Annotated in this window: 11 protein-coding genes; all 11 read right to left on the bottom strand. The window is 45.6% G+C overall.

Annotated elements, in window-relative coordinates; translation table 11 throughout:
* Nucleotides 1-37: 37 nt before the first annotated feature.
* Nucleotides 38-2,887, bottom strand: coding sequence for a GAF domain-containing protein (locus IQ260_RS04020; RefSeq protein WP_193991090.1), 2,850 nt, complete (start codon nucleotides 2,885-2,887; stop codon nucleotides 38-40).
* A 46-nt stretch (nucleotides 2,888-2,933) separates the two neighbouring features.
* Nucleotides 2,934-3,506, bottom strand: a complete 573-nt coding sequence (locus IQ260_RS04015) for a chemotaxis protein CheW (RefSeq protein WP_193991088.1) — start codon at nucleotides 3,504-3,506, stop codon at nucleotides 2,934-2,936.
* An 11-nt stretch (nucleotides 3,507-3,517) separates the two neighbouring features.
* Nucleotides 3,518-3,880, bottom strand: coding sequence for a response regulator transcription factor (locus IQ260_RS04010; protein WP_193991086.1), 363 nt, complete (start codon nucleotides 3,878-3,880; stop codon nucleotides 3,518-3,520).
* 69 nt (nucleotides 3,881-3,949) lie between these two features.
* Nucleotides 3,950-5,209, bottom strand: coding sequence for a response regulator (locus tag IQ260_RS04005; protein ID WP_193991084.1), 1,260 nt, complete (start codon nucleotides 5,207-5,209; stop codon nucleotides 3,950-3,952).
* Nucleotides 5,210-5,442: 233 nt separating this feature from the next.
* A complete protein-coding gene (locus IQ260_RS04000; RefSeq protein ID WP_193991082.1) occupies nucleotides 5,443-5,925 on the bottom strand; it encodes a chemotaxis protein CheW in 483 nt (160 codons plus the stop codon).
* Nucleotides 5,918-9,049: a hybrid sensor histidine kinase/response regulator gene (locus IQ260_RS03995; protein WP_193991080.1), complete on the bottom strand. Its 3,132-nt coding sequence runs from the start codon at nucleotides 9,047-9,049 to the stop codon at nucleotides 5,918-5,920. Before IQ260_RS03995 ends, IQ260_RS04000 begins: the two co-directional genes overlap by 8 nt.
* Before the next feature lie 35 nt (nucleotides 9,050-9,084).
* Entirely contained in the window at nucleotides 9,085-12,870 is a 3,786-nt protein-coding gene (locus IQ260_RS03990) for a GAF domain-containing protein (RefSeq protein ID WP_193991078.1), read from the bottom strand.
* Nucleotides 12,871-12,967: 97 nt separating this feature from the next.
* Nucleotides 12,968-13,516, bottom strand: a complete 549-nt coding sequence (locus tag IQ260_RS03985) for a chemotaxis protein CheW (RefSeq protein ID WP_193991076.1) — start codon at nucleotides 13,514-13,516, stop codon at nucleotides 12,968-12,970.
* Nucleotides 13,517-13,521: 5 nt separating this feature from the next.
* Nucleotides 13,522-13,884, bottom strand: coding sequence for a response regulator (locus tag IQ260_RS03980; RefSeq protein WP_193991074.1), 363 nt, complete (start codon nucleotides 13,882-13,884; stop codon nucleotides 13,522-13,524).
* A gap of 71 nt (nucleotides 13,885-13,955) precedes the next feature.
* A complete protein-coding gene (locus IQ260_RS03975; RefSeq protein WP_228015519.1) occupies nucleotides 13,956-14,888 on the bottom strand; it encodes a response regulator in 933 nt (310 codons plus the stop codon).
* Between the two features lie 754 nt (nucleotides 14,889-15,642).
* Nucleotides 15,643-16,435: response regulator (locus IQ260_RS03970; protein ID WP_228015517.1), on the bottom strand; the 793-nt coding region annotated here is incomplete at its 5' end.

The following is a 16,435-nucleotide window of genomic DNA, read 5'->3' as shown; positions in this document are numbered from 1 at the left end:
AAGAAAGCTCATAATGTTTTAGTGGCTCTACTCAAAACTAGCCAACCTTAAACTTGCCTGTACTGGCCTGAAGTGTTTCAGCTGTTGACAATAGTTGGTGAATTGATTGGGTCAACCGTTCTGATTTTTGAGAGGTTTGGTTCGCAATTTCGGTGGCCTCAGTCACGCTCACAGCCACATCTTTAAATTCGGCTGCTTGCTTGTGGGTGGTTTGAGTGATGCCTTGAATCAAGCCACTGATCTGAGCGGTTGCTTCCACGATCGCTGTTAGGTTTTGGCGGGCATCTCTGACTAGACTGGTTCCGGTTGCTACTTGCTGAATACCGTTGTCCATAGCGGTGGAAACTTCTGCTGTGTTGACTTGAATCTCTTGGACCAATTGTTCAATCTCGGTGGTCGCGTCTGCCGACTGGCGGGCCAGGGAACGAACTTCGTCGGCAACCACGGCAAATCCTCGTCCATACTTACCAGCGCGGGTTGCTTCGATGGAGGCATTGAGAGCCAGCAATTGGGTTTGAGTGGTGAAATGACCGATTAGACTCAGGATTTTAGAGACCTTCTGTGATGACTCGCTAAGCTGCTTGATGCGTTGATTGGTATCGGCGACTGTGGAACGAATAGCCATGATGCCATCCACCGTACGGTTCATGGCTGTATCACCGCTTTGTACCGTCTGGTTGGCTTGTTGCACAGCAACCTCTACCCGCTGAGCATCGTTGACAACGGTTTCGGTAAAGTTCATCATTTCCTGAACTTGTATTAGAGCCTTTTCGAGGGAGTTTGCTTGCTGTTGAGCTTCCATATTAAGGGAGCTAACCGAAGCTTGACTGAGCTGAGAGGTTTCTCCCACTTGGGTCGCGGCTTGCTGAACCTCTAGGACAATTTTTTGAAGGCTTTGGAGCGTATTGTTATAGGCACTAGCAACGGTACCGACTTCGGTGTCTGTGACGGGAGCCCGTACGGTCAAATCACCTTCTAAGGCTGGACGTACGTTGGTCAGTAGCTGCATTACCTGTTGCTGGAGTTGTTCTTTAGAGGCTTTCTCACGGGTGGCGGTGGTGGTCAGAGCGGCGTTCTTTTCCTGTAGCTGGTCGAGATAATCGGCCTGTTTGAGGGCCAGGTTAAGCTGAGCACCGATGCGATGCACAAACTCCACTTCTGAGTCCTGCCACTGTCGAGGACCGGTACATTCATGGATACAGAACAATCCCCAGAGCAGATCGCCTTTGAGGAGAGGAACTACCAAGCTTGCTCGCACCTGTAATTGGGAAAGCAGCTCCACTAAACAGTCAGGTAGATCTAATGTGGTCACGTCGTTCACAACCCAGAAGCGGCCTTTACGGTAATTTTCAGCCTGATCCTCAGCAAAACAGTGGTCTTGGACTTTGGCCGCTTTTGCAGAAAATACGCCAGCAGCTACATCTTCGACGACGAATTCTCCCATGCCATAGTTGGTAGCCATATCAAATTGGAACAGACCGACTCGGTCAGCTTTGAGCAGGTGGCGAATATCGCGCACGGTGATTTGTAGGGTTTTAGATAGATCTGTGGTCTGACGTAGACGCTCGGTAATTTTTGTGATGAGTTGTTCTTGAGTGGCAATCTGTTCTAGCTGCTGATTTTTTTCGTTGACTTGGTCTATATAGTCAGCCTGCTGTAGGGCTACATTGAGCTGGGCGGCGACTCTCTGGACAAAGGCGATTTCAGTGTGTGTCCACTGACGGGGGCCGACACAGTTATGAATACAGAACAAGCCCCAGAGCTGGTCTTTTTGTAGTAATGGAACGACTAAGTTTGCCCGTACTTGAAACTGGGACAAGATATCGATATGACAGGGTAGTAATCCTTGCTCATAGATATCTGCGGCTGCCCAGAAACGCCCCTGGCGATAGGCTTCGGCCATCGCTCCACCAAAGCAATGGTCTTGGATAGGGACATCTTTTGCTGAGATAACGTCAGCGTTGACGTTTTCGGCGATGATTTTACCGCTACCGTGGTTGGTCCCTGGATGAAACTGAAACACGGCCACCCGATCGGTTTTTAAATAATGGCGGATAGTGCGGGTAGTGACCTCAAATACCTGTTGGATATCAGCTGAGTTACGAATGGTGTTAACAAGACCTGTCAGTAAACGCTCACGGATTACTTCTTGCTGGCCTTGTTGCTGTAGTGCATGGGCTTGGAGTTTGAGGGTGAGTTCGGTTCCGACCTGATAAATTAAAGCGATTTCACGATCGCTCCACTGGTGTGGTGCAGTACAGGTTTGAATGACGAGTAGTCCCCACAATCGGTCTTCTAGAAAAATGGGTAGGCTCAAATTGGCCTGGACCTGCAGGTGCTGATACAGCTGCATCTGATAGGGGGTTGTGGCGGCTGCAGCTGTATCTGTCACGTTGATGATGGCTTGCTGTCTATAGCTTTCGGTGTTGGCTGCGCCAAAGGCTAGGGCCGCTATGGCGTCTCCTAAAACTGGACGATAGCCAGCGGTGAGAGATTCGGCGATGACGGTGCCATGGGTTGTAGATTGAAATTGATAGATTAAGGCCCGGTCTGCTGCAAACTGTTTGCGAAGTTCGGTGACGGTGATTTGATAGAGGTTTTCTAGATTGGTGGCTTGGGCCATGGAATTTGCGATCGCAAATGGCCGTTTGCCCTGAGTACTAAAGGGCATCGACGACTCCACAGTTAAGGGAAGAGCCGTAACTGTCTCAGTCAAGCTCTCTGAGATTGCCTCCTCAGGGATCTGATTATATAAAGTCAAATCCTCATCAGAGAGCGTATGCTCAGTCGAATCAGGATCAACCGTCTCGCTTGAGAGATCTAAATCTAGTAGAGATTCAAGCTCTTCGGAGTGCTTATCTGGGTGGGTATTCGCAGTATTTGACATGGAAGCAACAGTAATTTAAAAATAATGAAAACGGCTGTAGACAAGCTCAGACTGGTGTTGTAGAAAAGAGAGGCAGATTATGGTGCTCCTGGAAGCAGCTGGCAACAATGGCCGCAACATCCAGAACAATCCCTGGATTTTCTGCAATATAACCAGCCACATAGGGAGCCCATAGAGGAGGACAGAGATCGGTATTCTGCTGAATTGATTGAGGTTCAATTCGCTCTATGTCGTCCACCCGCTCTACAACTAATCCCAGCTTTTTTTGGGCTGACTGCACCACAATAGCTATCGGCTGTTCTAAAAATGGAGCCTGGTGCCATAGAGAACTATTCCCAACCAATGCATTTAGATCTGCTAGCCAAAGAATCTCACCACGCCAGTTGCAGATACCCAACATAGAGCTCGATATTTCTGGGACTGGTAAAATATCTGAGATACTTAACTGATGTATTTCTGCAATATTTTTGAGTGCCAATAACGTTCTATTTTCTCCTAAAAGCTTAAACCTCAGAAAACGTTGGCGGGTATCATCAGGAATGGGGGCTAACCCTAGGGGATCAATTTGGAATGACGTTTCCTTCAAGTGAGGCCGTTGTGCGCTGCTTGTGGATACCATGCCCAATTCCCCTAACTCATTACTTGTTGAAGCGTGGCCATCAGCTGGTGCTGATCAACCGGTTTACTCAAGTAAGCATCAGCACCTAACATGGAGCCCCAAAGCTTATCAGCTTCTGTACTTTTAGTTGAACAGATAACAACAGGAATATTCTGAGTCTGTTTGTTTGTCTTTAAATCTCGACAAAATTCAAACCCACTTTGGCCTGGTAGAACAACATCCAAGAAAACCATATCGGGTAGTTTAGCCTGAACTTTAAGCAGAGCCTCTTCACTGCTCTGCACCCCGATAACAGTTATTCCTGATTGCTGAAGATAATGGGTGAGTCGCTCTCTGTCCGTTAGACTATCTTCTACAATCAAAGCAGTTAACATAGACCCTCTTAAGCTATTAGGTAGATGGAGGTAACAAATACTTCAAAGCAAACATTTGCCCTGGTTATATCACACTGAGAGTGACAGATTAGACCCTGGTGGAATAGTGTTGGCTATGCTGTCAGAGTCTTGCATATACTTCTTGAGCACTTTTAAGACTCGCTGTTGTTTAATCGGTTTACCCATAAAACCAGATGCACCTACTACTTTGGCACGTACTCGATCGGCGATACCATCATTGTTAGTAACGATAACTATTGGAATGTCTCGCAGGGCCGAGACCCGCCGAATCTGAGCACATAGCTCATACCCATTGGCAACGGGCATCACTAAGTCTAGAAAGATGAGTTTAGGTTTAATTTCTAATAGCTGTGGCAAAGCCTGTAGGGGATCCGCAATATTCATATAACGATATCCGGCAGTTTGAACGATCTGGCCCATGACCTGGCTATCGGTCGGGCTATCATCGATATAAAGTATCGTAGAAACATTAGAAGCTGTTTTGAGGGTTGAGGTCATTAGCGAAGCGCTTGGGGTAACCACCTTCTGAGGTTGAATGGCAGCCGTTTGATAGGTAAGAGAAGAACTGCCAATAGGGAGCGTATCGGTATTCAGATCGTCAATTTCAACCATCCGAATAAAATCAGTGCGGATGTGGGGTACAAGCGATAATGTTAACGACAGCAGAGGTTGCTTAACCCTCAATGCTAAGTCCCGGAGAGTCTGTTGGCCGTCAACTAAGCCCGTTAAAGCTCGAAACATCGTTATCGATGTGCGCTCCCGCAAGTTTTCAGGTTGCTCAATGACAGGGGCTTGATTAGGCAAAATACTAATCAACTGTGACTGTTCCCAAGCTTGCCAATCTTGTTGTACTTGTTCCCATATAGGAATGTACTGTAGACCAATGCAAGAAAACTTAGCGGCATCCCTAGGACTTGCTCTATAAGTTAATAACTTTCTAGATGTCTGGAAGTATAGAGTTCCTTGTTGAAGGATATCGAAAAGAACTTCTGAAATACAGCCGGCTACTAGGGCAGAAAACTGCTCCCTGCTAAACTGCTTGCGCATAACTAATTTAGCCAGCACATTGTAAGTTAGATCCAAATCAGAGGATTGTTTGGTTAATGTTGGGCAGTGCTTTAGAATATGTCTTTGCCAACGTCGTTTGGCGTGGGTGCGCGTATTTGCCCAAACCACCTGTCCAGCTAGAAAATAGAGAAGCCACGGAACTGTCGCATCAGCTTCGATTGACATCACCCCAGTAAACTGGCGTTCTTTACAATGCTTGATTTTTTTATCTAGGTCGATAATGACCGGCATGTACGACATACTTTCTCAATACCCAATAGCTTAGGCTCAGTAATAATTCTGCCCAGGAAGCCTCCTATAAAGGCATCCGAGATTTTACCGATCTAGACAACTAAGCATTATTCCGCTAATTTACGGTTGGAGGGTTAGGGTATTTATTCTAAGCTGATCGACAAGTCCAATGAACAAATAGAGGTGCTGTTGTACAGCACCTCTATTTGTTGAAAATTTCTCAATTAGCAACGGTTCTAGATTTAGCGACCGTGCACAGACTGTTCTACCTTTTGCTGTAATAAAGCTTCTAAGTTGAGTTGTAAATAGGTTCGCTTGCAAGTCTGTTCGACGACAACACCTACATGACTAATCCAAGGATTTTGAGGGATAATATGGTTAGCAAGTGTGACTGACTTTAAATCTGAAGCGGGCAATTCAATGAGATCTGGAGGAGTGCCTAAGGTAATCCCCCAAAGAGTGCTTTCCTGGCGTTGTAATACGATTAGATATGTGGACTCTAAAGTTGCTCTAGAAGCAGCATCACCCTCAAAGAGCTGATACAGATCTAACAGCTGAATTGTATGGGGACCCAGCTGTACTACCCCCAGACCCACGACTCCACCCTGGCTGGGAGGAGGGCAGTTAACAACCTTTAGGATCTCAGTGACGGGTATGACATACCAATAACTCGCCACTTGAAACGAAATATATTTTTTCAGCTCAGGGGAAGGGTCACTATGCATGCTTATTTTTTGATGCCTCCAGCAGTTGAGGCTCCGTTGGTGGAGTCATTACAGCAGCCAATTTTTCGAGCAGTTGGGGTGCTAGATAGGGTTTCGTCAAATAGTCTGTAGCCCCTAATTCCTTTGCTAGGAGTCGATGCTTAGCTCCAGCACGAGATGTCAACATAATCGTGGGTACTGAATTAATATCGGGCGTGCGCTGTCGGACTTTGAGAAAGTCAAACCCATTCATACCAGGCATCTCAAGATCGCACAAAATAGCATCTATTTGAACTTGCTGTAGTTGGCGTAGCGCTTCTACACCTTCTTTAGCATGGATGACTGTATAACCAGCCTTCTGTAGAGTGGTGGCCAGGGTATTGCGTACTGTAATTGAATCATCAACAATTAAAATTGTTTTCTTTGGCGGTGCCAAGGGTAGAGATGGTGTTGAATCATTTGAGTTAATCTGTCCAGTGGTGTTGAAAATATCGAGCACAGACTGGGAAAGATTATGCAAAATATCCTGTACCAGTAATGTTCCATCGAGTACTAGGCTGAGACGACCATCGGTAAGAGTACTGCAGCCATACACATAGGTGGATATAGGCACCATTTCCCCTAGAGGATGGATGACTAATTCTTGTTCTTCTTGAAGATGCTCAACCTCTAAACCGACAAGCTGATTATTATTTTGAATCAATATAATTGGGTTCAATAAAGTTTCCAATTCCATTTCCGAGGAGATATTACCCTTACCCAAGGTATGATTGGGCAGTGTTGCTTGGTAATTGAGGGCATCTGAGAGGGCAATGACAGGAATAAGACAATCTTTACCTTCAAACTTCCAGCTTAAGAACTTGACATGTTCTCGTTTGCTAATTTGTTTGGCTGTAGGGATAACAATTTGCTGAACTGTGTCTGTCATTATGGCATATTGTTTATTAGATGCTTGACAGAGCAATAATTTAGCAATGGTCAACTTAGTTGGAATTCTTAGGGTAAAACACGTCCATTGCTCTGTTTTTGACGTAACTGTAATACTCCCATTCAATGCTTCCACCTGTGCTCGGACAGCACTTAACCCCATGCCCCGACCAGAGAGATCGTCAATTTGATTAGCTGTTGAAAATCCTGCCTCAAAGAGCAAATCATGGATTTTTTCTGGTGTTAATTGGGCAGCCTCTTGGGAGGTAATGAGTTGGCTGTCGATAGCTTTCTGAGAGATCTTATCAAGCTGCAGACCTTGTCCATCGTCCTTGATCTGGATAGTTAGATAGCGACCTTTCTGGGTGACATTGAGCGTAATTGTGCCAAAGCCTAGTTTATTTCGCTGCTGGCGTATATCCGACGTTTCGATACCATGGGCAACTGAATTACGAATTAGATGTAATAAAGGGTCGTATAGCTTTTCTGCAATGGATTTATCTATAAGAATTTTGCCACCTTGAATTATCAGGGTGACAGGTTTTTGATGTTGGCCTGATAACCGGCTAAGCACCTGATGAAATCTCTGTAGAATAGATTCTACGGGCTGCATTCTGATATCAAACATCGTATCCCGCAGATTACCTACGAGACGCTGCTGCTTAGTGAGGATATCATGGCTTTGACGAGCAAATAAATCAATGGCCTCAACACTCTCTAACTGCTGGATTATGTTACCTAAAGCAGGCTGCAGGGGACTATATTGCTCTAACTCAATTGGATCGAACTGATGCAGTGACGTTTGTTTTAGATCGGCAGACAGGGGTATGACTGCCGAATCTTTGACGGTTTGTTGTTGTAATTCAAATAGTTGCTTCTGTTGCTGGAGAATTCGAGCTGAAAGATTTTCTAGGTTGCCTGTGAGCTGCTTATGATAGAGTGATTGGCGATTTTGTTGGGTTAAAAGTTCGCCAATTGCATAGTTGAGCTGCTCAAGATGCTCAATAGATACTCTTAAAGTAGGTGTATTGCTGGGTGGAGATGGCTTCTCAGGGTCGAGAGGTTCTATGTCTGATTTTTTTTGATTTGACTCAACAGCTTGCTCCAACCGGGTTAAAGCTTCTGTAGTAGCTTCTCCTAAAACTTCGGTTTTAGGGATAGTTTCAGATAGGGCCTCTTCAGATAGGACCTCTTCAGACACAGCCTCTTCTGATACAGTCTCAGGCATAGTGAGCGAGGCTTCAGAGACCGGAATACTCTCTTCTTCCTTGCTAACGGTCTGACTAGCTCCAAAATCTAATATCTTGGGAGTGCCTGCAATTGGACGAGTCAATCGTTGCCATAATTGGCTCATCCGATTTGGTTTCGTAGTTTGTCGCTGGTAGACAACCTTTAAGGGAGGGCGTTGGTTGTCAGATGATTGTGTTTTAGGTGGAGCACTGGGTTGCCCACTCAGTTTTTGCAGGACAGGACCCGGCTTACCCCCTGCGGTACGATCACCCTGTAGAACACTTGCTTGCCCAGCACGATAATCGGCTAGAGCCGCTTGGGCAATGTCAATAACTTTGTGGGGGCTATGGCTTAGGGCCATTAGCGTGGTTTGGACAATCTCACCAAAACCTGGCAAGCTTAGAGACTCTGCTAGACCAAAAAAGATATCAGCCTGGGACTGTAGCAGGGATACTAAAACGTCTGCATCGGGATGCTTGAGGGCATTTTCTAGCTCATTGAGTCGTTCTGTGACCCCCATCTCAAAGATAGACTGGGTCATGTCAAAGCCGAGTTCAGCGGATGTGGGCAAATAACCCGTATCACCAAACTGGTCTCCCAGATTTTCCTGTAGCTGTGAGACAATACCTGCCATCCGATCTAAGATGTCTGATTCATCTATCGGTGTATTGGTAAACTGTGCCGATAGCAACAGCTGTAAACAGGCATAGGTTTCAAAAATAAGTTCTTCTACAGCGATGCTCAAAGATGCATCGGGGACACATAGGGCTTTAAACGCATCTTCTAGGGAATGGGTTGTGGTTTTGATAGTGTCTAACCCTACACTGGCGGCCGCTCCCTTGAGGGTATGGGCTATGCGCATGAGGGTATGGACTTTTCGAATACTAAATTCCTGACGAAGAGTTTGTAACTCTTCGTCCATTTGCTGAAGCAGTTCAGAGGCTTCCTGCAAAAAATAGGGTGGCACTGGCGGCACTGACTCAGACATTGTGGTAGAGGTGAAAACAGAATATATTACAGACGCTAGGCAACTTTAAATTTGTTTGTACTAGCCTGGAGTGCCTCAGCTGTGGCTAACAGTTGATGAATGGCTTGGGTCAGCTGTTCTGATTCTGTGGATGTTTGATTGGCAATTTCTGTCGCTTCATTGACATTAACGGTAACATCCTTGAATTCTGATACTTGTCGGTGGGTGATTTGGGTAATACCTTCAATCAGTTTACTGATTTGACTGGTTGCCTCTACGATCGCAGTGAGATTTTGACGAGTATCGGTTACTAGACTAGTTCCTTCTGCCACCTGTTGAATACCGGTTTCCATAGCGGTGGAAACCTCGGCTGTTCCGATTTGAATGTCTTGCACCAGTTGCTCAATTTCAGTGGCGGCTTCTGCAGACTGACGTGCTAGGGAGCGAACTTCATCGGCAACTACAGCAAATCCTCGACCATACTCACCAGCACGAGTAGCTTCAATGGAGGCATTGAGGGATAATAGCTGGGTTTGATTGGTGAAGTGGCTAATCAAGTTAACCACTTTAGAAATCTTCTGGGAAGATTCACTCAGTCGCTTGATTCGTTGGCTGGTGTCAGCCACTGTCGCTCGAATTGCCATAATGCTAGAAACGGTATTATTCATGGCAGTATCACCACTTTGTATGGTCAGATTTGCCTGTTGAACAGCCGTTTCAACCTGCTGAGCATCATTAGCAACCGCTTCGGTTAGACTCAGCATTTCTTGTACCCGCGTCAGCGTTTGATCTAAGGCCGTGGCCTGTTTTTGAGCTTGCTGATTTAATGAGGTCATGGATGTTCTACTAAACTGGGATGTCTGGCCTACTTGCCCAGCGGCTTGTTTTACCTCAAGTACAATTTTTTGCAGGCTCTGGAGAGTATTGTTGTACGCGCTGGCAACGGTGCCAACTTCAGTGTCGGTGACGGGTGCCCTAACGGTTAGGTCTCCGTCTAAAGCTGGGCGTACTTCTGTTAGCAGTCGCATAACCTGCTGCTGTAGTCGTTCTTTAGATTGCTTTTCTCGTGTTGCTGTTGCTTCTAAAGCGCTATTTTTCTCCTGTAGCTGTTCTAAGTAGTCAGCCTGTTGTAGTGCCAAATTAAGCTGTGTTCCAATCCGGTGAACAAACTCTACTTCAAGGTCTTGCCATTCGCGAGGCCCCTGACATTGATGAATGGCAAATAGCCCCCAAAGCACATCTCCTTTGAGTAAGGGGACGACTAAACTGGCCCGTACCTGGAGGCTAGCCAGTAGCTCGACCAAGCAAGTGGGTAGATCAAGGGTTTTAACATCATTGACAATCCAGGAGCGACCTTTTTGATAGTTTTCTGCCTGTCCTGCAGCGAAGCAATGATCTTGCACCCTGACAGCCATAGCTGACCGTATACCTGGAGCAACGTCTTCTACAACAAACTCACCGACATTGTAGTTAGTTGCTGGATTAAATTGGTACATGCCTACTCGATCAGCCTGAAGCATTTCACGAATGTCACGTGCTACGACTGTCAGGGTCTGAGGTAAATCGTTTGCCTTGCGTAAACGATCGATAATATTACTGATGAGTTGTTCCTGCTGGGTAATCAGGGTCAATCTTTTTAGGTAATCTGCTTGCTGCATAGCAGCTCCTACCTGCAAGCTAATTTGTTTGAGAGCATTAATCTCAGCATTAGTCCACGACCGTGGTTTTTCATTTTGATACGCACTCAATACACCCCAAAGTTGGCCTTTCTTAAAGATGGGTATGGCCATATAGGCGTTAATGCCAAATTCCTCCAGCATTTCAATCTCTAACGGTGCATGGCCAGCAGCATAGATATTATTAACAACTAAGCTTTCTTGGTCTCGATAGGGACCTCCCTGGGTTTCCTGCAAATTGTGATTTGGCCAAATTACAGATAGCTTTTCTTCTAAATCCGAACTGGCCTGACTTTTCGTACTTGATTTATATACCAATTCAGAGCTCCAGTTAGCATTGAAGCGATGGAAAGCGACGCGATCGCATTTCAGCAGCTGCCGCACTGCCTGCTGGGTCAACTTTAAGATTTGCTCAGTTTTCTGGGCTTGCAAAATCTTGGGAATAATATCGGACACCGCCCGACCAATTTGAGCCGCTTTAGTCATCTGGGCCGACTGCTCTTGCAATTGAGCAACATAATCAGCCCCTTTTAGACTTGCTTCCATCTGGCGGCTGATTTCTTGTAACACTTTGACATCACTCTCTAGCCAGTGGCGAGGCCCACTATGTTGAAAGGCACTTAATAACCCCCAAAGGTTACCTTCTTGTTTGATAGCTACAACCAAGAAGGATTTCACTCCAAAGTGTTCTAAGGTCTGAATATGGCATTCACTCAATCCGGCTGTGTAGATATCATCGGCCAGAAACGGCTGCTCCGTGTTACGGAATCGGCCACCCTGGTTCTCTTGAACATAGGTATCTTCCCAGGCGCTGCCTACCAGTGACGGCCACCCACTAGCACCCGACTCATAGATAAAGTCACCAAAATAGTCGGGGCGAAATTTATAAATGCAGACATGCTCTACAGTGAGAAGATTTCGAACCTCTTGTACGGCTGTTTGATAAATCTTTTCAGCATAGGCAGTATTGCTAATTTTATTGATGATGTCAGGCAGAGCCTCCTGGTTTTCCGATGCTTTGGCCATTTCCTCCATGAGTTCTGTCTGATGCAGGCTGACTCCGACCAGATTGCTAAGTTGAGTCAGCAATTTGACTTCATTGTGGTCCCAGTATCGAGGTCCACTGTGCTGATAGGCCCCCAGCAAGCCCCACAGTTTCTGGCCCTGATAAATGGCTACAATGGCACACGCCTTGATATCAAAGTCCATTAGATTCTCGATATGGCAAGGCGTGAGCGTCGGATCTTCCTCAACATGATTAACGACAAATGGTTCAGATTGCCGAAAGATTCCTCCTTTTTGCGTTTGCAGATGGCTATCGGCTAAAACAGCATTGAGCATCGGTGCCACCTGACCCACTTTGGATTCAAAGATAAACTCAAGGCTGTAGTCTTGACGAAACTGACAGATGGCCACGCGATCAACGTTGAGAAGGTTCCTAACATCTCGAGTGACGCTCCGAAAGATGGTTTCTTGGTCAGATGCTTGACGGAGCTTGTCACTCAGGCTAGAGATTAATTGTCGTTCGGCTTGTAGCTGCAATGGCTGCAGCTTAAGAGTAAGTTCGGTGCCGACTTGATAGAGTCGGGCAATCTCAGAATCATTCCACTGGCGAGGGGCTGCACAATTTTGAACTACTAACAGGCCCCATAGTTGGTTTTCTAAAAAGAGAGGTAAGCCGAGACTAGCCTGCACCTGCAAGTGTTGGAAAATTTGGGCTTGGTAGGGTGTAGCAGCCTCTTCTGCAATATTATTAATACTGACAACAGCTTGTTGCTGATAGTGCTGCGTGGTTGTTGCGCCAAAGGCTAGGGCAGCTAATGTCTGCCCCAAAACTGGTCGATAGCCAGAGGTGAGGGACTCGGCGATGATGGTGCCATGGGTTGAGGATTGAAATTGATAGATTAAGGCTCGGTCTACCACAAACTGTTTACGAAGTTCGGTGACGGTAATCTGACACAGATTATCAAGGTGGGTGGCTTGGGCCATGGCGTTTGCGATCGCAAATGGCCGTTTGCCTGGGCTAGGAGGAAGTGCAATCGCATCTAAGGTTAGGGACCGCAGTGTCTCCTCAGGCGATGCCTGCTGATCGTCCGTTTCCTTTGCCACTGTATTCAGTGTCGTCAGGACAACATTGTTGTCTGGAGTGGTTTCTGACATAGTCATAGAATTAAGCGTGTGGATGTTTACTTAGAAAGTTTGAATAGATCTAGCGGCCAGTATGCGTTCAATACATGCGGCCAGCACATGCGGCCAACACTGATTACGCGAGTGGTCGAAATGAATGCTCAATCAGGAGATCAGCATCAAGGATAATGCCTTGATGGTTTGGAAGATGTCCTGCCACTAAAGGAGCCAGGATAGGAGAGTCAATAGTGTTGAGATGTACAATGGTTTCAGGTGCAATCAGGTCTGCATCATCCACCTGTTCTACGAGCAAACCCACTGCCCGTTCGTCTGAGCGCACAACAATGACCATGGGTTGCTCTAGCGTAGGGACCTGACGCCACAGGGGTACTCCCCCCATGAGCCGACTGACATCCACTAGCCAAAGCATTTCGCCGCGCCAGTTACACATACCCAACAGCCAGGGAGGTACGTCAGGAATGGGTAAAATCTCGGCAGTCGTCAGCTGTAGTACCTCAGCGACCTTTGCCAAAGGTAATAAAGTTATATCTTCACCAGACAGTCGAAACCTCAGAAATCGTTGACGGGTATCCTCAGGGATAGGGGCTAACCCTAAGGGATCTGGTTGTAAAAATGCCTCTTGAGAATTCACCTGTGTGCTATGGGTAGTTGCTGCTGCATTCATAGGCCCTAACCGATGATGTTTTGAAGTGTTTGGGCTAGCTGGTCAGCATTGATAGGTTTGCTCAAATAAGCATCTGCCCCTAACATTGAGCCCCAGAGTTTATCCACGTCCGTATCCTTTGTTGAAAAAATAACAACCGGAATATCTTGAGTCTGCTGATTGGTTTTTAAATCTCGACACAACTCAAATCCGCTTTGCCCTGGCAGCACCACATCGACAAAGACGATATCAGGTTTGGTAGACTGCATCTTGAAAAGCGCTTCTTCGCTACTCTCGACACCAATTACCATGATCTTCATATTGTGAAGATGGTGGGTTAACTGTTCTCGATCCGTCAAGCTATCTTCTACCACTAAAGCTGTAACCATAAATCTCCTGGATGTTTAATCAATTCAAATAGTGCTGATGTCAGTAACCCAAACGACATCAGCACCCCTAGTTAGAATAGGGGTGAAAAATCAGGCTGATCGGTATTGTCCTGGGTAACATTTGACACCGGTTGTAAATATTTGGCCAGCACCTTTCCAACCCGTTTTGGCCGAATGGGCTTACCCAAAAAACCCGATGCGCCAACAACCTTGGCGCGTACCCGGTCAGCAATCCCATCGTTGTTGGTAACAATAATAATCGGAATTGTCTTAAATACTGACATCCGGCGAATCTGGGCACATAGCTCATAGCCATTAACTAAGGGCATCACTAAGTCTAAAAATATCAGCTTAGGCTTTAACTCTAACAGCTTGGGCAAGGCCTCAAGAGGATTAACAATATTGGCATAGCTGTAGCCTTTATTTTGAACAATTTTTGCCATAGCGAGGCTGTCTGCCTGATGATCTTCAATATAGATAACTAGAGGTTTCGCGGATACCGATTTGCTCAAAGGCTCAGGCTTACTATTATTCGAAGAAATAGGCGATGGGACGTGGGAAGCCTGTTTATTTTGAAAACCTAGATCTCGAGAAAATGATGCCTCCTCATTAACTTCTGACTGATTTGCGCTAAAAACATGTCCCACCAGACGCTGAATTTTACCCAATAGATATGTAAATCCCACTGGCTTTAGGCAATAATCATCACAGTCTGACTGAAGCACCTTTTGCCATGCTTCTTGATCGGTGGGGGACATCAGTACGATGACCGGCGTTGATCGAGTGACCGTAGAGGCCTTAATAATTTTAATGACCTGCCAACCATCGATAATTGCTAAGTCTGAATCCACTAAAATCAGGTCAGGAGATTCTCTAATGGCCCGCAAAATTCCTTGGTCTCCGCCACCGATAGAGGTAGTTAAAGTATAGTTATACGTCTGAAGCTGCTGACTCAATACGCCGTAACTTGACCGCTCATTCCCAATCAGCAAAATTTTGGTCATGGCAAACACGTATAGATAATCAAAATAGAAAAAGAAAGATTATATGCTGCCCAACTTGATTGTTTCAGCCGCAGACGAAAGGTACAGAAAAGGTTTAACTACTTGCTATAACTGGCATACCCAATATCTGCCCATGGGCATAGGTGGACATCAAATCAGAATATATAGTGACTATACAAAATCGTCAGCTGTTTGGCGTAACTAGAAAATTAATTTTCAGGATCTAAAGATTAAACTGGCTGTTCTTAAAAGTGCCGAAACCTTTATCTAGAACCATCTAAAAAATTAGATAAACACATATCTAAGCTATTATAGATAGCCGAGAAAAGCCTTGCTGACACGACAGTCTTTTACAGGGAATATAGAGAATGTAAGCCTTCTAAAGAGTACAGCCAGGAATATCCTGAATCAGGAAACCTTGCCTGCCAATGTTGCAGCAATTTTTCACCCTATAGCCCTTAATAAATAAGTTATACATTTAAGCCATTTGACTCAACTACCCTTTAAAACAAAAATAAATACAAAATGAGCATGATTATTAACTTATATTTCAGGCGATGTTTGATTTTTTATGCCCTAACTAGAGCAGTCAAGCGGGCTCAGTTGATATAACGGTCTAGACAGAGCGTGAAAACTAATGCCATCAATACTTACACTATCCATAGAAATGTTCCAGGTAAAGAATCCCAGGGATAACCCAACAATAAAAACATATATATAAAGGCATGCTCTCTGATATGGGAGCAGAGCAACTCTATTTATCCAAGTTTTGTTGAAAATCAGAACTTGCCTTGAATAGATTTAGCTTATTGAGAAGTCGCGATCGCAACGTGACAGAATCGTCTGGTATGGACTGAAACGGATTCAAAAATTTTCTAACTACCCTCAAAATCCGCTGTTCTCCAATGGGCTTGCCCACAAAACCAGAAGCACCCACTACTTTAGCCCGCACCCGGTCAATCATACCGTCATTATTCGTTACAATGACAATCGGCGTTTTGCTAAAGGCTGAAATGCGTCGAATCTGAGCACAAAGCTCATAGCCATTGACCACCGGCATGACTAAATCTAGAAAGATCAGCTGAGGCTTGTACTCTAAGAGTTGGGGTAAAGCCTGCAAAGAATCAGAAATGTTAGCGTAGCTGTAACCAGCGCTCTCAATAATCTGAGCCATGGTTTGACTATCTCTAGAACTATCTTCCACATACACCACCATGGTCTGGCCGATCGGCTTTGCGGAGCCAAGTGTCTCTGTAGATCTAATACCCGAAGGGGTAACTGCTAATTCATCTTTCTGTTTAAAGGTGACCGCATCCGTATTCACCAAAACATCGATTTTCATCAGAAGATATTTAATCGATACAGGCTGCCGACAGTAAGAATCAAAGCCAGCCTGTACCAGCAAATCTCCTTCTATGGAGTGGTTGCATATAGCGATAGCTGGAATCATCCAGGTCGCTCTAGACGCCTTGAGCCTTTGAATGGCTTGCCAGCCATTGACCCCTGATGTATCCATATTGATCAAAATCAATTCCGGCCGCTCGTGG

Origin of the sequence: Leptolyngbya cf. ectocarpi LEGE 11479 (genome assembly GCF_015207065.1) — a bacterium.
GTDB lineage: Bacteria > Cyanobacteriota > Cyanobacteriia > Phormidesmidales > Phormidesmidaceae > Leptothoe > Leptothoe ectocarpi.
Note: the sequence above shows the minus strand (reverse complement) of the source record. Positions and strands in the feature narration are given on the sequence as shown.